The organism is Streptomyces sp. NBC_00190 (genome assembly GCF_036203305.1).
In the GTDB taxonomy this organism is placed as follows: domain Bacteria; phylum Actinomycetota; class Actinomycetes; order Streptomycetales; family Streptomycetaceae; genus Streptomyces.
Genome location: NZ_CP108131.1, coordinates 7,045,528 through 7,063,789 on the forward strand (window position 1 = coordinate 7,045,528; position 18,262 = coordinate 7,063,789).

Genomic DNA, 18,262 nt, shown 5'->3' on the forward strand with positions numbered 1-18,262 from the left:
TCCCGGGCGTGGCGCGGGGCGCGAGAGGGAGGAGCGCCTCGTCCGGGAGCTGGGGAGGTGATCCGCGGCGTCAGCGGCAGGCGCGCCCGCTGTTGATGCAGTTCACCGCGTTGGCCATCAGCCCGTCCGGCATCACGTTGATGAAGTCGTTGTGGTCGGTCACCGGCTTGTGGAGCTGCTCGGGGAAGCTGTCCACGGCGAACCGGGCCCCCGGGGCGACCCCGTACGTGAGCCGCTGCACCAGCTGCGGAATGGCGGTGAAGCCCTTCGGGCAGCGGCCGGCCTTGTCCGGGAAGGCCACGTGGGTGCGGTGGTTGGCGCTGTCGGCGTTGCGGCCGTCCCAGCAGCTCTGGAAGGTGAAGGTGCGCACCACGTCGCTGCCCTTGGGGCAGACCGGGTACTTGTCCTTCAGCTGGCGGTTCTCGAAGCCGGTGCAGCTCCACGAGGCGTTGGCGTTCGCGTTGCCGTTGGCGAACGCCTTGGCGTCACCGGTGATGATCCGCAGGAAGCGGGGCATGGCCTTCACCTTGCCCACGGGACTGCCCTTGAAGGTGATGCTCACCTGCTTCGGGCGCAGGATCGTGCCGACGTTCGCGTCCTGTCCGCCGCCGGGTGCCTTCGCGTCCTTCTCCGCCTTGCCGTCGCGCAGCCGCAGCACCGGCCAGTAGTAGCTGGACAGGTCGCCGTTGCTGCAGGTGGTGCCCGACTTGGCGAGGCTGTCGTTGGTGGAGAAGGCATCGGTGGTCTTGTTGCCCACGTAGTCGTGCATGTGGTGGGCGCCGTTGGAGACGCCGGGGGCGACGATCACGTTGTCGGGGTTGGAGTGGCCGTTCTCGTTGCGTCCGCAGCTCGAACTGAACGACCCGGTCGAGGCCCCGGCGGCCGCACCGGGCGCGCGCACGTTCGGCCGGACCTTGGTGATGTCGGTGAAGTCGCTCCGCGCCGGGCCGCCCTTCCCGCCGATGGTCCGGGCGGCGGCGGCGCCCGCATCCGTGGAGGCGGCAGCCGGGGCGGCGGCCGGGTCCTCCTGGGCGGAGGCCTGCTTCATCTGGCACTCGCTCATGGACTTGAGCTCCTGCGGCGGGGCCGCGGAGCGGGCTATCGCGTCGGACACGCGGGTGATGGTTCCCTCGCGCTGCTTCTTCAGTTCCCCGAGGAGGGAGTTGCCCTGCGCCTCTCCGGCGGCGAGGCGCCGGTAGGCGTCGGCCACCTGCACGTCCAGCTGGGCGAGGTTCTCGTCGACCTCGGTCTTGGCCTGCTCGGGTACGGCGGTGAGTTTGTCACCCACGTCGGGGCAGTCGATGGTGGCGATCACCTGCGCCGCGCGGTCCCCGTTGCGGCTCCCGTCCTGGCCGGCGTTGGCGTTGCCGGCCACCACGGCGACCGCGCCGCCGCCCAGTACCAGGGCGGAGACCACGGCGAGGAGCTTGTTCGACAGCCGGGGGCGTTTATGGCCCTTTTCACTCATGCGATCACTTCACTTCACTTCGTCGGTCGGACATCGGACGGAGCAGGGGTCTTGCTGTCGGTGACGTTCAGCGCGTCGAAATCGACCAGCCCGCTGTCCTCAAGGACCGTGATGTGGTCCAGGACCGTGGTGTTGGCGGACGTGGCGAGGGCGCGGACCTTGGAGTTCTTGGTCTGCGCCCGGATCTGGGCGAGGAGCGCGAACACTTTTCCGTGCGCTCGGCGCAACAGCTGGACGAACAGTCGTTCGTACTCGTCCCCCTGAGCGCGGGTCAGCTGGTCGAGCCATCCCCGCTGCTGCTCGGAGGGCTGATTGGGCAGGTCGATCCCGAGGGCCTGACCGACCTGGATGACCTGCCGGTCCAGGTCGGTGTGGCCCGTCACCAGGTGCTCTCCGGCGGTCCGTATCGCAGGCCGCGTTCCGCGCTGCTGGGCCTGTCGCCCGGCGGGCAGCTCCCACAGGCCGGCGAGCCGTACCTTGCGTACGAAGTCCCGGTCCGCGGGGGTCAGCGGTCCGTACGCCGTACTCAGGATCCCCAGACCGTCGTCGTCGCCGGCCGGCACTCCCGACGCGGCCGCCGCTCGCCCGCTGAACTTGTCGACGGGGATGAGCAGCGCGACCAGCGTGAGGACGAGAGCGGTGATGACGAAGCCGGTTCCGACCGTGTACTTCGTGGCCACCGACAAGCTGCTGAGGGGCCGTCGGAATGACAGCACAGGGCCTCCTTGGTCCTAGGGCCGGGAGGGGTAGCGGGGCCGGAGGTTCCGCACGTGCTGTGCGGTGCACACCCGCATTCCCGGGGTGTGACGGGACGCTAGTGCCACGTGTGGTGCCCCGACGGGAGGACCATCACTATTGGATAAACATCCGGGCAAGCCCCCGGAGGGCTGATATCTTGCCGCGTTCGCAGGTGTCGTCACGCTTGCCCCCCGCGTCCCCGGCCTGCCGGGCCGATCTACGGCGAAGTCACCGAAAACCGCCCCGAGTTGAGCGGTCGCTGACAGGATCGGCGCACCGATCCAGGGGGGTCCCATGCGTATCCGTGTGCTCTTGCACGCCGGTGTCACCGTTACCACCGTCATCGCCGTGCTGCTCACCGGCTGCGGTTCGACTCCGGCCGAGGAACTGGAGGACTGGTACTCCTCCGGAGGCGAAGCCCAGATCAGAACGCTCGCCGACGCCTCGGCCAGGGTCAACGAAGTGAGCATGCGCACGATCGACGTCCAGGGGACGGCGTGCCAGGAACTCCTGACCCATGTGGCCAAGGCCGAAAAGTTCGACCCCGTGCCGGACGAGGTCGCCCAGAGTTCCTGGAAGAAGGCCCTCGCTGCCTTCAGGCACGGGTCCTCCGAATGCACCGCCGGAGCCGGGAAGCAGGACGAGACCCAGGTCGGCCAGGGCGTCCGGGAGGTCCAGACCGATGGCATCCGCAGCCTCGCGGACACCACCTCGCGGATCAGGGCCGCCATCAAGGCCAAGTAACAAAGGCCAAGTGGTGCCGGTATCACCGCCGATGCCCCCGGGGCTCCTCCAGGGGCCGGCCGACCGAGGGCCTCTTCCCCGTCGCCGGCACGTTCGCCGCCTACGGCTGGCTGGGCGTCCCCCACGTCGACGACGTGCTGACGCTCGCATGGATCATCCACCGGCTCGTGGAACGCCCGCTGAGCCGCGTGCTGCGCGGCAGCCTGCGCCGCGGACTCCAGGACATCCGGTCGGACACCCCGGCCCGACCGGCTCTCTCCCGGCTCCCCGCCCAGCCCTCCGCGCCCGAAGCGGAACGCATTCCCTCCCTCCGCTGACTCGCGGCTGGTGCCCGTGGAGGAGCTTGCCGCTTGACGGCAGGCCCTGAGACGGGCGGACGAGGCCTGTCTCCCTCGCCCGGGGGAGCGGGTCCCTCCGTGCGGAGGATGCTGCGGACCGGGACGAGCTGGAAGTTTGAAGGCAGCGGGCGAACGCCCGACTCCCTGCTCTCTGTGGAGGATTGACCATGCGCAAGCGCACCACCTGCGTCGCACTCGTCACCGCGGCCGTGGCGCTGGTAGTCGGAACCGCCGGCGGCGCCGCGGCGGCGCCCGTACCCGTGCCCGCCGAGCAACTCGCCCTGCGCAGCTGGACCCTGCTCAACGAGCACGGCCCGGGCGCCAACCCCGGCGAGCGGCTCACCGCCTGGGTTGACGCCCGGACCGTCGACGGCCGCACCCGCGGGCACGCCGTCGTCCAGCACGTGTTCATCGGGAAGGGCACCGTTCGGGTCGAGTTCGACGTCGATTGCCTGACCTCCGACGGTGGCGCCGTCACCGTTACCGGGCCGGTCGCCACGGCCACCGCCACCCCGGCCGACGGCCGGCCGCCGACCACCGGGCCGGCCGGCTGGCACCCCGAGACCGGGCTCACCTTCTACCCGGCCGACGAGCACGGCGAGCGCCGGGTCGGCTGGGCCGGCGCCGACCTGCTGGACCCGAGCAAGCCCGCCCGGGCCACCAAGTGCACCCCGCTCCCGGCCGACCTCTGGGTCATCGAAGGCCGGACCGTCGTCCACGAGTGACGCCCAGGACCTCCGTACGCCGCATGGAGGTCAGCCGACCGACGCCATCAGGGACGTACGGGCGCGGGCCACGCGCGAGCGGACGGTGCCGATCGGGCAGCCGATGGCCGTGGCCGCCTCCGCGTACGGGAGGCCGAGGAGCTGGGTGAGGACGAAGGCCTCCCGGCGTTCGGACGGTATCGCCTCCAGCAGCTCCGCCAGGGCGATGCCGTCCTCGAAGCCGGGGACGCCGTACGGCTGGGCCTGCTCGGCGGCCGTCTGCCAGTCGTGCCGGTCCGAGAGTCTGGGCCGCGCGGCGGCGTGCCGCAGGCTGTCCACGACGGTGCGCCGGGCGATGGACAGGAGCCAGGTGCGTGCCGAGGACCGGCCTTCGAACCGGTGGAGGCCGGCGAGCGCGCGGAGGAACACGTCCTGGGTGAGGTCGTCGGCGGCCTGGGTGTCGGCGCTGAGGTAGGCCACGTACCGCCAGACGTCGCGGTGGAGCGCGCGGACGAAGCGGTCGGCCTTCGCGGGGTCGCCGTCGCGGGCGGCGAGTGCCAGTCGGGTCACCGCCGCGTCCGAGCCGGGAGTGTGCCGGGACGGCCTTTCGCCGACGGGACGGTTCTGGGTGGTCAGGGCAGGAGTCATCGCCAAAGGTCCTTACGGGCAAGGGGTGTCCGGCGCCGCCGAAGCGGGGCCGGTGAGGGGGTTACGGCCTGCCGGAGGGCATGGCCGATGCCCGAGGCGCGAAGTGCGTGCGAGAGCGCAGCCGCCGACGCGTGCTCGGGGAACCGGCTGTCAGAGGACAGCGGTTCCCTTCGGCGGACCCCGTGAAGTGATGGCGTGTACGAGGAAGAGCCGCTGCGGCGCGCGGCGTCGGCGCGGGCGGCGTACGCGGACGCGCGGCCGGAGCCCGGCCGCGGGCGGGCACAGGAGCAGGCGCAGCGGAGTCCAGAGCCATCCGGCGACGGCGCGCACGACGCGGAAGACGGCCCGCTCTCCGTGCGCGAGCCACAGACCGCACAGCACGGCGGCCAGCAGGTGGGCGGTCAGCATCCCGCCGGTTGACATGCCGGCCGCCCCATGGCCGACATCCGCCAGGGGTCCGGCACTTGGAACGCCCGGGACGGTGTGCGCCATCTCGTGCGCGGCGTGGTGTACGTGGGCAGCCGCCTCCGGTACGGGGGAAACGGGCGGCAGGAACGGAAGGGACGGCTGGACGAGGGACTGGGCCAGGGAGAAACCTGCGTGCAGCGCGGCCTGGACGGCGACGGCCGCGGCGGTGACGGCGAGCAGCCCGCGCTCCCGGCCGGACAGCGCCCAGGCCGTTGCCGCCGTGGCGGCGAACGCGGCGGACAGCGCCCACCAAGGCACCGGCGTACCCGACATGAGGATGTGGCCGGTGGCCGTGAGCAGCACGCACACGGCTGCGAACATCGCAGCCCGTACGGCTCGGAACAGGAGGCCTGGCGTCATTGCGGGCTCATCCTCGCACCAGCTTTCCGAGCCGCGCACCAGGGTGCGCACTTCCGGACAACTTCCCGTGTGGTGCAGGGCACAACGGAGCCGGGGAACCGATCCGCCGCGCCTCCCGACTGCCTACCCGGCCCGTCGAAGGGTTCAACATCCGGGGAACGGAGACTTCTGTGGCGGCGGAGAGGACGGCGACCGTGTCGCCTGCGGGGAGGGCGGACGGCGAGCCGGGCCGCCCGCTGACGGCGCTGCTCACCTGCGCCATGGCGTTCTCGATGCTGCAGTTGTTCCTGCTCGGTGCGCTGGGGCCGCGCCTGGTCGGCGAGTCGGTGGTGTCGCCCGCGGTGCTGGGGCTGACGACCACGGTCGGTTTCGGGACCGCCGCGGTACTGTCCCCGGCGGGCGGCCGGATCGTGGACCGCATCGGTCCGCGCCGCTCCCTGGTGGTCCTGCTGCTGCTCTCCGCCGTGGCGCTCGCCCTCATCGGCGCCGCGCCCGGCCCCGGGGTGCTGCTGGCCGCCGTCGCGCTGGGTGGCGTACCGCAGGCGTTGGCCAACCCCGCCACGAACAAAGCCGTCCTGCGCGCGGTCGCGCCCTCGCGGCGCGGCGCGGTGACGGGACTCAAGCAGTCCGGTGTCCAACTCGGCGCCTTCGCCGCCGGATTGCCGCTGGCCGCGCTCGCGGGCGGGATCGGCTGGCGGGGCGCCCTGTGGACGGGGGCGGGTGCGGCCGCGCTCGCCGGGCTGTGGGCGCTGCGCGCACTGCCGGCCGACCCTCCGCCGCCCGCCGCGGGCCCCCGTACCTCGCTCGTGCCGCGGGGCATGGTGGCCTGGCTCGCGGTCTTCTCGCTGTTCCTCGGTGCCGGGATCGCCTCCGTCAACACCTATCTCGCCCTGTTCGGCGCGCAGCGCCTCGGTATGGGCCCGACGGCGGCAGGCGCTCTGGTCGCCGTCCTGGGGGTGGCGGGGATCGCGGGCCGGGTGGGGTGGTCGAGGGCGGCCCGGCCCGGGCGCGCCGAGTGGCTGCCGGGATGGCTCGCGTGCGGTGCGCTGGGTGCGGCGGCTCTGCTGGGAGGCGCTCTCGTCGCGAGTCCGCTGGTGTGGGCCGGCGCGGTCGCCGTCGGCGTGTTCGCCGTGTCCGGCAACGCCGTCTCGATGGTGCTCGTCATGCAGCGGGCCCTGCCCGGCCGGGCCGGACAGGACTCGGCGCTGGTCGCGGCCGGTTTCTTCGCCGGATTCGCGGTGGGGCCGCCCCTGTTCGGCCTGCTCGCGCAGAGCGGACGGTACGGGCCGGGCTGGCTGCTGGTGGCGGCGGAGTTCGCGGCGGCGGGAGCCGTCGCGTTCTTCTGGGCCGTACGGGACGGGCAGGACGGGCAGGACGAGAGCGACGGGCGGGCGGGGCACGACGGGCACCGTCGGCGGGAAGAGGCGTCGTGAGCGCCACGAGGTCCGAGGACTGGGCCGGCCGCGCGCTGGCCGCCGTCATCGAACGGGTCGCGGTGACCGCGGCGGAAGTGGGCACGCGCTTCCCCCTGTACGCCGAGCCCGCCGACGGGCGGTGGACGACCACCGGCCGTGGTTCGTGGACCGGCGGGTTCTGGGCCGGTCTGCTGTGGCTGCGCGCGCGGTACACCGGTGAAGCCGCCGACCGGCGCGCCGCCGCCGCGTGCACGGCCCGGCTCGCGCCGTGGGCGGACGCCGACACCGCCACCCGCGGGCTGATCCTCTGGTACGGGACCTCCCCGGCCGGGGACGACGCCGAAGCCGCCGCCCTGCGCGAGCGGGCGGCCCGGGCCTGCCTGTCGGCCTACGACCCCGGACTAGGGCTGCTGCCCTGGGGGAACGCGCTGGGCGGGCCGCGCCTGCTGGCCCGCGTGGACGGCGTGCCCGGTACGGTGCCCCTCCTGGCCGGCGCCGGGCCGCACGGCGCGGCGGCGGCAGCTGCCCATCTCCACCGACACCTGGAACTCTGCCTCGGCGCGGGCGGTGCGCGGCGGCCGTGGCTGCGGCCCGCCTGGCGCTTCGACGAGGCCGCGGGCTGGCAGCCCTGCGAGGATCCGCCGCCAGGCTGGAGCCGCGGGGCGGCCTGGCTGCTCCTCGCGGTGGCCGACGCCCTGCTGCTCCCGGACATGGCGAGGACCGGTTCCGCCCGGCTCGACGGGGCGGCCCGGCAACTCCTGTCGCGCGGAGGGGGCCTGGCCGGACCGCTCGTACCTCCCGCCGACGCGTCCCGGCCGGACGGGCCCCTCGACACCTCGGCCGCCGCGATCACCGCGGTCGCCCTGCTGAAGCTCGCGCGCGTGCCCGGCCCGAGGTCGGCGGCGTACTCGGACCGGGCCGAGGCGATCCTGCGCCGCCTCGCGCGGGACCATCTCACGGGCCCCGGCCCCGGCCGCCCGGCCGGGATGCTGCTGGACGGCTGCTACGACGCCGGGAAGGAGCCGGGCGTCCGGCACGAACTCGTCTGGGGCGACTTCTTCCTGGCGCTCGGGCTGGCCGCGCTGGCCGGAGTCGTCGACATCACCCGCGTGTAGGACCTGGCCCGGAGGGTTCCCCGCCTCCGTATCCGCGCAGGACGCGCCGGGCCACGGAGGTGATGTGGAGCTCGTCCGGGCCGTCGAGGATGCGGGCCGCCCGGCCGGTACGCAAGAGCGCCGGCAGCGGGGTGTCCGGACCGAGCCCGGCGGCGCCGTGCACCTGGATGGCGCAGTCCGCGACCTGCTGGAGCATGCGGGCGGCGGCGACCTTGGCCAGCCCCACCTCCGTGCGGGCGTCCTGCCCCGAGCCGACCAGGGCCACCGCCTCGTGCACCAGCGGCCGGGTGGTCCGCAGCGCGAGCAGGGCGTCGAAGACGTGCTGCTGGACCAGTTGGTGGTCGGCGAGCGGTCCCCGCGATCCGCGCCGGGTGGCGGCCCGTTCACACATGAGGTCGAAGGCGCGCTGGGCCTGGCCGAGCCAGCGCAGACACCGCAGCGTACGGCCGAGCTGGAGCCGCTCGCCCGCGATGGTGAGGGCGCTGCCGGGCTCGCCGAGCAGGTGGTCCGCGGGCACCGGGACCCGGTCGAGCGCGATCTCGTACTGGCCCGCCGCGCCGAGCACGGGAAGCTCGCGGACCACCCGGAAGCCGGGGGAGCGGGTGGGCACCAGCAGCAGGGACAGCCCCCCGCGGTCTCCTGCGGTCCCCTCCGTACGGGCCATGACGGTCACCAGGTCGGCGCCCGCGGCGCCCGAGGTGAACCATTTGCGGCCGGTGACGACCCAGCTGCCGTCCGGCCGGCGCTCCGCCCGGGTGCCCGTCAGGAAGGGGTCGGTGCCCGGGACGTCCGGCTCGGTCATGGCATAGCAGGTACGCAACTCCCCGGCGACCAGGGGCTTCAGGTACTCCTCGCGGACCCGCGTCCCCCCGTGCCGCGCCAGCATCGTCACATCGAGCAGGGGCGCGGACCCCAGCGCGGCGGGCCCGTGATCACTGGCGCCCTCGGCCTCGGCCAGCTCGGCGTACGCCCCGAAGGACAGCCCGCCACCGCCCAGTTCCACGGGGAGCGGCAGCGCCCAGAGCTCCTCGTCCCGGGCGCGGCGGCGCAGTCCGGCCAGCGCCGCGGCCGCCTCGGGGCCGCCCGCGTCCAGTACGGACTCCAGCGGGATCACCCGGGTACGGACGAACCGGTCGATCCTCGCTCTCAACTCAACTTCCTCGATGGCGCGTTGCGCGCGGGGGGAGTGGTGGGCCGGGTCCGGTGCTGTCACTGCTCTCTCCTCGTTCCCGCTCATTCCCGGGAACTCATGGGAACGGCTGTCCGACTGTCTGTCCGTGGAACTGGTCGGGTGCGGACGCTCCCGGGTTCCCCGCGATCCGTAAGACCCGGGCGACGGCCACCGCCGCGCCAGGAGAGGAGAGGCATGGCGTCACCAGCCACCACGCAGACGGTCCGGCCGCTCGACACACTGCGCTTCGACACCTCGGGGCCGCCGCAGATCACGAGCGTCGCCGCCGACCACCTGCGCCTGCTCGGCGCGCGAACGGACCACCCCGGCGGGGGACACGGCGCCGCCGGCATCACGCTCACCGGCGGGGACTTCGCGCCGGCCCGCGCGCTCGCCACCTGGGCGCGTCCCGCGAGCGGACTCGCCGACGAGGCCATGGTGCAGGCCGCCACCGGCATCATGGCCGTGCACGGCCGCAGGGACGGCGGCCCGCGCGGCCTGGCCGTCGACTTCGCCGCCACGGCCACCGCCGTCCTGGCGGTGCAGGGGCTGCTCGCGGGCCTGGTGGGCCAGGCCCGAGGCGGCCCGGCCGCCCAGGTGACCACCAGCGCGGACCGGGCGGGGCTGCTCGCGGTGTCCCAGTACCTCGCCGCCGCCGGGGCCGACGAAGGGGAGGCCTGCGAACTCGCGCCGGGAGGACCCCCGTTCACCTCCGCCGAGGGCCTCGTCTTCGAGCTGGAGACGCTCGACCCCGGTGCCTGGGCCGCGTTCTGGCGGGACCTGAAGGCACCCGCCGATGCGATGCGGGCGGGCTGGCGGCCCTTCCAGTTCCGGTACGCGACCGCCTGCGCCCCCTTCCCGCAGGCCCTGCACGCGGTGACGCGGGCCCACGGCTGGGCACGGATCCGTCAGGCCGCGGCCCTCTCCGGTGCCGAGGTGTGCGTCCTCGGCAGCCTCGCGGAACGGGCCGGCGAACACGACGGCGCCGCGCCCTGGTCCCTGGTCCCGCTGGGTTCCGGGCCCCTGATCAGCAGGCCGGGTCCGTTCTCCCCCGGCCGGCCACTGGCCGGACTCACCGTGCTGGAGGCCGGCCGCCGCATCCAGGCACCGCTCGCCGCCCACCTGCTCGGACTGCTCGGCGCCGAGGTGATCCGGATCGAGCCGCCGGGCGGGGACCCGCTGCGCGGCATGCCCCCGGCCTGCTCCGGAACCTCGGCCCGCTGGCTCGCCCTCAACCGCGGCAAGCAGGCCGTCGAGATCGACATCAAGGCGGAGGCGGACCGGGACCGGCTGCGGGAGCTCGCGGCGACGGCCGATGTGTTCCTGCACAACTGGGCGCCGGGCAAGGCCGCCGAACTCGGCCTCGACGCGGACGACCTCGCACGGGTCAATCCGGCGCTGGTGTACGCGTACACCAGCGGATGGGCCGACCGGCTCCGGGACGCCCCGATGGGCACCGACTTCATGGTCCAGGCCCGCACCGGCGTCGGCGAAGCCGTCCGCCCCGAAGACGAGCCCGCGGCCCCTTCGCTGATGACCCTGCTCGACGTACTCGGCGGGCTGCACGGCGCCGAGGCCGTACTCGCCGGGCTCCTGCTGCGCGAGCGCACCGGCCGCGGCGCACGGGTGGACTCCTCCCTGCTCGGCGCCGCCGACACGCTGACCGCCCCCGCCCTGCGCCGGGCGGCCCGGGGTGAGAACCCCCGTGGCCCGGCCGGATTCCGCCGACCGCTGCCGACGGCCGACGGCTGGATCGCCCCCGCCGACGTCTGTGCCCCCGCGGCCGCCGCGTACGACCTGCGCGCGCTGGCGACCGACGAAGCCCTGCGGCAGCTGCGCGACCACGGACTGACGGCGACCGCCGTCACCACCGACCTGTCCGAACTGCACCACGACCCGCGTTTCGCCGGCTCGATCAGCCGCGACGCGCACGGTGCCCCCGCAGTTCCCGACCCCTGGAGCTTCGCGTGACTGTCGCACTGCACGACCTGCTGCCCGCCGCACTGCGCCGGTCCTGGGTGGTCGACGGCACCTGCCCGGACCTCGATCTCTACAGCCTCTTCCGGGCCCGCCAGATCGCCGACCTGCACCGGACCGCCGTCCTCGACGCCAAGGGCGCACTCTGCTACACCGCGCTGGACCGCAAGGCGCGATGTCTGGCCGCCGGCCTCGAAGAACTCGGCATCGGCCCGGGCGACGTGGTCGGCGTACAGCTCCCCAACGACCGCGGCGCCGTCATCGCCGATCTGGCGCTGGCCGCCCTCGGGGCGGTCGCGCTCCCGTTCCCCGTCGGCCGCAGTGCCCTGGAGGCCGAGTGCCTGCTGCGCCGGGCCGAGGCGGTCGCCGTCATCGCCGCGACCGAGCACCGTGGTTCCCGGCACGCGGCGGATCTGGCGGTCCTCGCGGGAGCGCTGCCGTCTCTCCGCCATGTCGTCGCCGCGGGCCCCGGTACCGCACCTGAAGAAACGATTCCGCTGGCGCGGCTGATGCGCTCCGACCCCAGCGGATTCGTCCCCGCCCGGCCCGACCCCGACAGCGCGGCCCGCATCCTCGTCTCGTCCGGCTCGGAAGCCGAGCCGAAGATGATCGCGTACTCGCACAATGCGCTGGCCGGCGGGCGGGGGAACTTCCTCGCCTCCCTCATCCCCGACCGGATCCCGCCGCGCTGCCTCTTCCTCGTACCGCTGGCCTCCGCCTTCGGGTCCAACGGCACCGCCGTCACGCTCGCCCGGCACGGCGGGACCCTCGTCCTGCTCGACCACTTCAGCGCGGAGGCGGCGATCGCGGCGGTACGCGAACACGAGCCGACCCACGTCCTGGGCGTTCCCACCATGGTCCGCATGATGCTCGAACGCCTCGACGAGACGGGCGAGGAGCTGCCCGCGCCCACCGCGCTGATCCTCGGCGGGGCCCCGCTCGACGAGACCACGGCCGCCGCCGCGGCGCAGGCGTTCGGCTGTCCCGTCGTGAACCTCTACGGTTCCGCCGACGGGGTCAACTGCCATACGGGGCTGGGCCGCATGGTCCCGCCCACCGACGGCTCGGGCGTGGTCGCGGGCCACCCCGACCCCCGGGTCGCCACGATCCGCATCGCCGACCCCGACACCCACGAGCCGCTGGCCGAGGGAGACATCGGGGAGATCATCTCGCGCGGCCCGATGACCCCGCTCTGCTACGTGGGCGCCCCCGACCTGGACGCCCGGTACCGGACGCCCGACGGCTGGGTCCGCACCGGCGACCTCGGCTATCTCGACGCGGACAGCGTCCTGCACGTCGTCGGCCGGCTCAAGGACATCGTGATCCGCGGCGGCGCCAACATCAGCCCCGCCGAGGTGGAGCGCGAGCTCACGGCGCACCCCCAGGTCCGGGACGTGGTCTGCGTCGGCGTCCCCGACCCGCTGATGGGGGAGCGGCTGGCGGCCTGCGTGGTGGCGCGGGGCGGGCGGCCCCCCACCCTCGCCTCGCTCGGCGACCACCTGACAGGGCGCGGGCTGGAGCGGCGCAAACACCCCGAGCGGCTCCTCGTACTCGACGAGCTGCCTCTGACGGCGGCCGGCAAGCCGGACCGGGCGGCGCTGCGCGAGCGCCTGGCGGAAAGCCTGACGGAGAACTTGACGGAGCGCCTGACCGAGGTCCCGGCCGCGCGCCTGACCGAGAGTCTGCCGCAGCATCGCAAGGGCGCGGGCGCCTCGGCCCCGCTCGCACAGGCGGGATGACAGCGGGGCCCGGCGGCTTCATGCCGCCGGGCCCCTTCCCGCCCTGCCGTCCGCTCAGGAGGCGGCCATGGCCTTCTTCAGCTCGGCAGCCGCGTTGCGGTAGACCGGCAGCAGGTCGAGGTCCTCACCCGGGTAGTTGACGATCTTCACCTGCCTGGCGCCCGAATCGGGCAGGACCGTGCCGGTGGACATGTGCGCGTTGTCCAGTACGAGCGCCGGCTTCTTCGCGGAGAGCTCGGCGAGCTGCGCCGGGGTCACGGCCTCGGGCCCGTACGTGCCCACCACGGTGGCGCCCGAGAGCTTCGCCGACCACGCGGTGAAGACCTGGGCCACCACGGAGGGGCTCTTGCCGCCGGGCCAGGCGGCCTGGAGTTCCTGGTTCAGCTTCGCGTATTCGGTGTCGAAGCCGGACTTCCACGTGGCGGCCGCGTTCTCGGTGCCGAACAGCTTGCCCAGTTTGTCGACCTCGGCGTTCACCTTGCCGGGGTCGTTGTCCAGGTTCACCTCGACCAGCTTCGCCTTGGAACCGGCCGCCTCCTTGATCTTCGCGGCGTACGGCTCGAAGGGCGCGTACAGCACGAAGTCGGCCTCGGCCACGGCGGCGAGGTCGGAGGGCTTCGGGTCGTAGTCCGGCGCGTGATGCACGGACTGCGGCACGATGACCTTGATGTCCTCGGCTCCGGCCGCCTTCGCGAGGGCGCCCTCCCAGGTGGTGGTGACGACCACGACCGGCTTCCCGTCGTGCTGCTGCTTGCCGTCCTTGGACGAGGCGTCACTCCCGCAGCCGGCGGCCAGGAAGAGTGCCGTGCTCAGTGCGAGGAGGGAAGGGATACGGACGCGGGTGCGCGCCATGAGCTGATTCTCCGTTCGGGTATGAGATGGACGGCGAGGACCAGTACCCCCGCCGTCAGGACGAGGACCGGCCCCGGCGGCCAGTCCAGCCACAGGGCCAGGAGGAACCCCGTCAGGTTCACCGCGACACCGATGCCGACCGCCCACAGGGTGATCGACCTCAGCGAGCTGCCGAGGCGGCGCGCGGCGAGTGCGGGCAGCAGGGTCAGGGCGTCGACGAGCAGAGCGCCGGTGAGTTTGATCGCCCCGGCGACCGCGACGGCGACCAGTACCAGGAGCGCCGCGGTCAGTGCCCGCACCGGGACCCCGGAGCACTGCGCGAGCTCACGGTCGTACAGCAGCAGGGCGATCTCGCGCCGCCGCCACCAGAACAGGGCGGGTACGACGACGGCCAGTACGCCCAGCACCACGAGGTCGGCCGTGCCCACCGACAGGATCGAACCCCACAACAGGGCGAAGGCGCCGGAGGCGTTGACCCCCGACACGGCCAGGACGAGCAGCGCGGCGGCGATGGCCAGGCTCATCAGCAAGCCCATCGCCCCCGACAGCCCGTCCGGAGTGCGGGCGAGCGGCGCCACGCCCGCACCGGCCAGGGCGCAGGCCACCAGCGCGCACAGCATGGGATCGAGTCCGGTGAGCAGGCCGACGGCGATGCCCAGCAGCGCGACGTGCATCATCGCGAACCGGACCGGCATGATGTCGAGCCCGACGATGACCACTCCGATGACCGGCAGGCCGATCGCGGCCAGCAGCAGGGCCAAGCCGGCCCGCTGCACGGACAGCAGGTGGAGGAGCGTGCCGAGATCGGCGGTGGCGAGGGTCACCGGACCTCCCGCAGCCGGCCCGCGGCCATCTCCACTACGCGGTCGCAGCGTTCGGCCAGCGCGCGGTCGTGCGTCACCACGACGAGCGTCACCGGCAGGGAGGCCAGGACGTCCGCGGCCTCCGACTGGCCGTCGAAGTCGAGGGCGGCGGTGGGCTCGTCGGCCAGGAGCACCTGGGCGCCGGCGGCCACGCAGCCGATCGCCCGGGCCAGGTACATGCGCTGCAACTGCCCGCCGGACAGGGTGTGCAGGGGCCGCTCGGTCAGCGGACCCACCCCCAGCCGGCCCGCGGCCTCGGCCGCCTCCGCCGGAGCGCCGCCGGCGGCCAGCAGTTCGGCGCCGAGGAGGGGGAAGCGGCCGGCGGCGGGTTTCTGCGGGATCCAGGCGCAGGCCCGGCGCCGCCACGCCCACTCGGCGGGCGAGCGGGCGTCCCGGCCGCCGACCAGGATCGAGCCCGTCACCTGGCGGTGCAGGCCGAGGACGGCGCGCAGGAGCGTGGTCTTGCCCGAGCCGTTGGTCCCGGTCAGTGCCACGCGTTCACCGGCTGCGATCTCCAGATCCACGTCGGCGACGGCCTCCACCCGGCCGTGCCGGCAGGCGACCTCCCGCATGCGTACATCCAGCCCGCCCATCACACGCCTCTCGATCGTCCGCCGCCGCGTGGGAAGACGACGTTCCGTCTCCCACGCGGCAGTAGTCGGATGCCGGGGGGCTGGGGTTCCCGCCGAGCGGAAACCGTTTCCGTACGGGTTGCAGCCGGACGGCCTGCTCGACCACTCGCAGGAGGTGGTACGGCCGCGTGCGGAGCCCGGAGGACAGGCCCTAAGCGGCCTCGGGGAAGTAGGGCACGTCCCCGCGTCGTCCGGCCCCGAGGCCGCTTAGCGCTCCATCAGGCACACGTGCGGCGTGAGCGGTCTCGCTTCGGGGTGGTGGTTCTCGACCAGGCACGGCATCCCGGTGGTACTGCTCACCGACAAGCGCGGTTTCTGCCGTGCCATCCCGGACTGGAGTTCCCGGTAGATGTCCAGGGCGTTCAGATGGGCAGGTGCGTCGGGCACTCCTTCGCGCAGCACCTTGAGCAGGGTCTCGGTGAAGCCGCTGTGCAGGAACGCGGCCTCACGAGGCCCGCAGGAGGAGATGACGGTGCAGTCTTCGAGCCTCGAAGCGCCGATCATCACCGACCCTGCGTAGGAGCAGTCGAGGAAGAGGACCACGTGTGCCGCGGTGCGCCTGAGGGACCCGAGCAGGTCGGAGATGTAGACCTGCGACCACGGCTCGGACGCTATCGAGTCCCTGGCGGGAAAGTAGAGATCGTCGGTCTCGCTCAACTCGCCGAGCCCCGAAAGGTGGACGAGGAGGAGATCCTCCGCCTCCGATGCCGCCCGGACGACCGTCCGCATGATCTGGTCTCGGCCGGCGTTCTGGAGGGCGTAACGGTGCTCCTCCGCGAAACCTGCTCCGGACGGGTGCACCAGTGCCTGATCGAGTCCGGCGATGAAGCTCTCGTGGAGATCGTGAAAATCGGGGTCGTCGAAACGGAACGACTCCACGACGACGGCCCGGGACCGGGACATGTCCAGTCTCCGCGGATGGCCCGGAGACCCGGTGCCGGATCCGTGCGCGACGTTCCTGACGATCACTGTCCGGTTGGCGCTGTGCGTGTTGTACTGCTCGGGCAGCGGCCAATTGCTGCGGCGCATGCGCTGCCGGGTCTCCTGGTAGAGGGACTCCATGGAAAGTCCCGCGCCGGCTCCGGGAATCCCCTCGCAGATCACCTCCAGCAACGCCCCTGTGAAGGCCGTGTGCTCGGCGCCGATCGGCGCCTTGGCCTTCTTCGTACCGGAAGTCGCCGTGAGGACGTAGACCCCCTCCGCCTTCAACTGGTCGGAGATCTCCGAAGCCTCGTCGCCCATGAGGTCTTTCGCGCCGCGGCCGCTGAAGCAGCAGTCCAGAACGATGATCTTGACCGGCGCCGCCGCCGACTTGACCACATCGGCGACGTACGAGAACGGGAGGGTCGTCCAGGCCCTCCCCGGATCGCTGTCACGGAACGTCAGGTGCAGTTCGGACTGGCTTCCCACGAGCACGCCGTGGCCGGAGTAGTAGAAGAGGAGGACGTCCTCCGCGCCCTTCGCCGACTTCTCCAGGGTGGCCATCGCCTCGGCGGGCCGGGCATCGGCGCCCACCACGTCCACGCGCTCCGTGGGAAAACCGACCATCGTGGGGTCCGAGAGGATCGACTGGAGGCGGTGGACGTTGTTCGGAACGGCAGGCAGGTCCGGGAGCCTGTCGTGCTCGAACGAATCGATCCCCACGAGCACGGCGCCCGACTGCGACAGGTCCGGGAAGTCGTTCGGGATCACTTCTCCTGGATCTCCCGGAGGATCGACTCGGCGACCGCCTCGGGGTCGTCCACGTCGGCACTGTCGATCTCCACCTCGGTGTCCCCCTGCCGCACGCGAATGCGCGTGCGGCGGCCACGGGACTCCAGCCAGACGCCCACGGCGGTCACGACCGCGACGAGAACCCCGTCCGGCTCCAGCAGGACCTGCACGGCGTCCGCCAAGGGGCCCATTTCGTCAGGCCGTTGCTCGGACTCCAGCACGGTGACGGTGGCCTTGGCCGCGCGTACGTCCGCGTCCCGCGCCAGCCAGTCGGCCAGGCTTCGGATGTCCGCCCCCGTCGGATCGGATTCCACCCGAACCTCGAACTCCATGACCGCTCCTCCGCGTTCGTTTCCGCACGTAGGCGCGACGGTACCTCCGCCGGAGCGAGGAGGCGGCCGGTTTTCCCGAAACCCGGTCTTCTCCTCCGATCTTGGAGGGCGCAGGCTCAGTGCTGCTCGCCCGCGACGAGGAGCTCGCCCACCGTGTCCGCGAGGACGGCGCGGGCCGCGGGGGGCATCGCGGCGTCGGTGACGAACCAGTCGGCCTGGTCCAGCGCCGCGAATCCGCTGAGTCCGACCACTCCCCACTTGCTGTGGTCGGCCACGACGGCGACCCGCCGTGCCGAGGCGACCAGTGCCCGGTTGGTCTGTGCCTCCATGAGATTGGGGGTGGTCAGCCCGGCCTCCTCCGTCACCCCGTGCGCGCCGAGGACGAGCAGATCCACGTGGAGGGAACCGATCGCCAGGTCGGCGAGCGGTCCGACCAGCGCGGCCGAGGGGGTGGGGGAGCCGCCGGTGAGCAGCAGGGCCGGGGCACCGGCCGCCGGATCCCCGCCGGCCGCCCGCACCAGCTCCGCCACCGGAAGGGAGTTGGTGACGATCGTGAGCCGCGGGACGCCGAGCAGCCGTGCGGCGACCGCGTGCGCGGTCGTGCCGCCCGAGACCGCGACCACGCTCCCCGGTTCCACCAGGGCCGCGGCCGTCTCCGCGATGGCGGCCTTGGCGGCGCCCTCCAGGTCGGCCTTGGCGTCGAATCCCGGCTCGTGGCCACTGGTCCCGGCCGCGGCGACGGCCCCGCCGTAGACCTTCTCCACGGCGCCGCGCCGGGCGAGGGCATCCAGGTCCCGGCGGATGGTCATGTCCGAGACGCCGAGCTGCCCGACCAGGTCCGCCACGCGGACCGCGCCGTCGCGGCGGACCGCGTCCAGGATGAGCGCACGTCGCTGGTGGGCCAGCTGAGCAGCCTGCTCGGCCACGGTCACTCCCGCGTGTCGGCGAATCCGGTCAGAAGGCAGCAAGATAGCACAGCAATGTT

General features: G+C 73.3%; 18 protein-coding genes. 7 read left to right on the forward strand and 11 right to left on the reverse strand.

Annotated features, from left to right (window positions below; all coding sequences use genetic code 11):
• Positions 1–70: 70 nt before the first annotated feature.
• Together OG429_RS32860 and OG429_RS32865 are read right to left on the reverse strand one after the other, a co-directional pair.
• Complete coding sequence (locus OG429_RS32860) at positions 71–1,468, reverse strand: DUF1996 domain-containing protein (protein ID WP_328928891.1); 1,398 nt, start codon at positions 1,466–1,468, stop codon at positions 71–73.
• Between the two features lie 14 nt (positions 1,469–1,482).
• The gene (locus OG429_RS32865) at positions 1,483–2,184 is read right to left on the reverse strand and encodes a DUF4142 domain-containing protein (protein WP_328928892.1); all 702 of its coding nucleotides are present in this window, start codon (positions 2,182–2,184) and stop codon (positions 1,483–1,485) included.
• 316 nt (positions 2,185–2,500) lie between these two features.
• On the opposite strand from OG429_RS32865, the gene OG429_RS32870 reads away from it, so the two are divergent.
• From OG429_RS32870 to OG429_RS32880, 3 genes are all read left to right on the forward strand, one after another.
• Positions 2,501–2,950 (forward strand): hypothetical protein, encoded by a 450-nt coding sequence (locus tag OG429_RS32870; protein WP_328928893.1) that lies wholly within the window; start codon positions 2,501–2,503, stop codon positions 2,948–2,950.
• Positions 2,951–3,084: 134 nt separating this feature from the next.
• Positions 3,085–3,267 carry a hypothetical protein gene (locus OG429_RS32875; RefSeq protein ID WP_328928894.1) on the forward strand — a complete coding sequence of 61 codons (183 nt, stop codon included), beginning with the start codon at positions 3,085–3,087 and terminating at the stop codon, positions 3,265–3,267.
• A gap of 188 nt (positions 3,268–3,455) precedes the next feature.
• Complete coding sequence (locus tag OG429_RS32880) at positions 3,456–4,013, forward strand: hypothetical protein (protein WP_328928895.1); 558 nt, start codon at positions 3,456–3,458, stop codon at positions 4,011–4,013.
• A 30-nt stretch (positions 4,014–4,043) separates the two neighbouring features.
• Here the strand turns inward: OG429_RS32880 and OG429_RS32885 are convergent, their stop codons facing one another.
• Both OG429_RS32885 and OG429_RS32890 read right to left on the reverse strand, forming a co-directional pair.
• Positions 4,044–4,640 (reverse strand): sigma-70 family RNA polymerase sigma factor, encoded by a 597-nt coding sequence (locus OG429_RS32885; RefSeq protein ID WP_328928896.1) that lies wholly within the window; start codon positions 4,638–4,640, stop codon positions 4,044–4,046.
• 150 nt (positions 4,641–4,790) lie between these two features.
• Positions 4,791–5,468, reverse strand: a complete 678-nt coding sequence (locus OG429_RS32890) for a hypothetical protein (RefSeq protein WP_328928897.1) — start codon at positions 5,466–5,468, stop codon at positions 4,791–4,793.
• 260 nt (positions 5,469–5,728) lie between these two features.
• On the opposite strand from OG429_RS32890, the gene OG429_RS32895 reads away from it, so the two are divergent.
• On the forward strand, positions 5,729–6,901 hold the full coding sequence (locus OG429_RS32895) for an MFS transporter (protein WP_405681315.1): 1,173 nt from the start codon (positions 5,729–5,731) through the stop codon (positions 6,899–6,901).
• Positions 6,898–7,998 (forward strand): sugar ABC transporter permease, encoded by a 1,101-nt coding sequence (locus OG429_RS32900; RefSeq protein WP_328928899.1) that lies wholly within the window; start codon positions 6,898–6,900, stop codon positions 7,996–7,998. The genes OG429_RS32895 and OG429_RS32900 overlap by 4 nt, the downstream gene beginning before the upstream one ends.
• Here OG429_RS32900 and OG429_RS32905 read toward each other — a convergent pair.
• Positions 7,985–9,163, reverse strand: coding sequence for an acyl-CoA dehydrogenase family protein (locus OG429_RS32905; RefSeq protein ID WP_328930490.1), 1,179 nt, complete (start codon positions 9,161–9,163; stop codon positions 7,985–7,987). The two genes, OG429_RS32900 and OG429_RS32905, sit on opposite strands and share 14 nt — an antisense overlap.
• Before the next feature lie 201 nt (positions 9,164–9,364).
• Between OG429_RS32905 and OG429_RS32910 the strand changes: the two genes are divergently transcribed.
• Together OG429_RS32910 and OG429_RS32915 are read left to right on the forward strand one after the other, a co-directional pair.
• Positions 9,365–11,140 carry a CoA transferase gene (locus OG429_RS32910; protein ID WP_328928900.1) on the forward strand — a complete coding sequence of 592 codons (1,776 nt, stop codon included), beginning with the start codon at positions 9,365–9,367 and terminating at the stop codon, positions 11,138–11,140.
• Positions 11,137–12,885, forward strand: a complete 1,749-nt coding sequence (locus tag OG429_RS32915; RefSeq protein WP_328928901.1) for a class I adenylate-forming enzyme family protein — start codon at positions 11,137–11,139, stop codon at positions 12,883–12,885. The genes OG429_RS32910 and OG429_RS32915 overlap by 4 nt, the downstream gene beginning before the upstream one ends.
• A 54-nt stretch (positions 12,886–12,939) precedes the next feature.
• Here the strand turns inward: OG429_RS32915 and OG429_RS32920 are convergent, their stop codons facing one another.
• The 6 genes from OG429_RS32920 to OG429_RS32945 form a co-directional block, all read right to left on the reverse strand.
• Complete coding sequence (locus tag OG429_RS32920; RefSeq protein WP_328928902.1) at positions 12,940–13,737, reverse strand: metal ABC transporter solute-binding protein, Zn/Mn family; 798 nt, start codon at positions 13,735–13,737, stop codon at positions 12,940–12,942.
• The gene (locus tag OG429_RS32925) at positions 13,695–14,561 is read right to left on the reverse strand and encodes a metal ABC transporter permease (protein WP_328928903.1); all 867 of its coding nucleotides are present in this window, start codon (positions 14,559–14,561) and stop codon (positions 13,695–13,697) included. Before OG429_RS32925 ends, OG429_RS32920 begins: the two co-directional genes overlap by 43 nt.
• Positions 14,558–15,193, reverse strand: a complete 636-nt coding sequence (locus tag OG429_RS32930) for an ATP-binding cassette domain-containing protein (RefSeq protein WP_328928904.1) — start codon at positions 15,191–15,193, stop codon at positions 14,558–14,560. The genes OG429_RS32925 and OG429_RS32930 overlap by 4 nt, the downstream gene beginning before the upstream one ends.
• 246 nt (positions 15,194–15,439) lie before the next feature.
• Entirely contained in the window at positions 15,440–16,924 is a 1,485-nt protein-coding gene (locus OG429_RS32935) for a caspase, EACC1-associated type (protein WP_328928905.1), read from the reverse strand.
• Positions 16,921–17,277, reverse strand: coding sequence for an effector-associated constant component EACC1 (locus OG429_RS32940; protein ID WP_328928906.1), 357 nt, complete (start codon positions 17,275–17,277; stop codon positions 16,921–16,923). Before OG429_RS32940 ends, OG429_RS32935 begins: the two co-directional genes overlap by 4 nt.
• 116 nt (positions 17,278–17,393) lie before the next feature.
• Positions 17,394–18,203 (reverse strand): DeoR/GlpR family DNA-binding transcription regulator, encoded by an 810-nt coding sequence (locus OG429_RS32945; RefSeq protein WP_328928907.1) that lies wholly within the window; start codon positions 18,201–18,203, stop codon positions 17,394–17,396.
• Positions 18,204–18,262 lie beyond the last annotated feature (59 nt).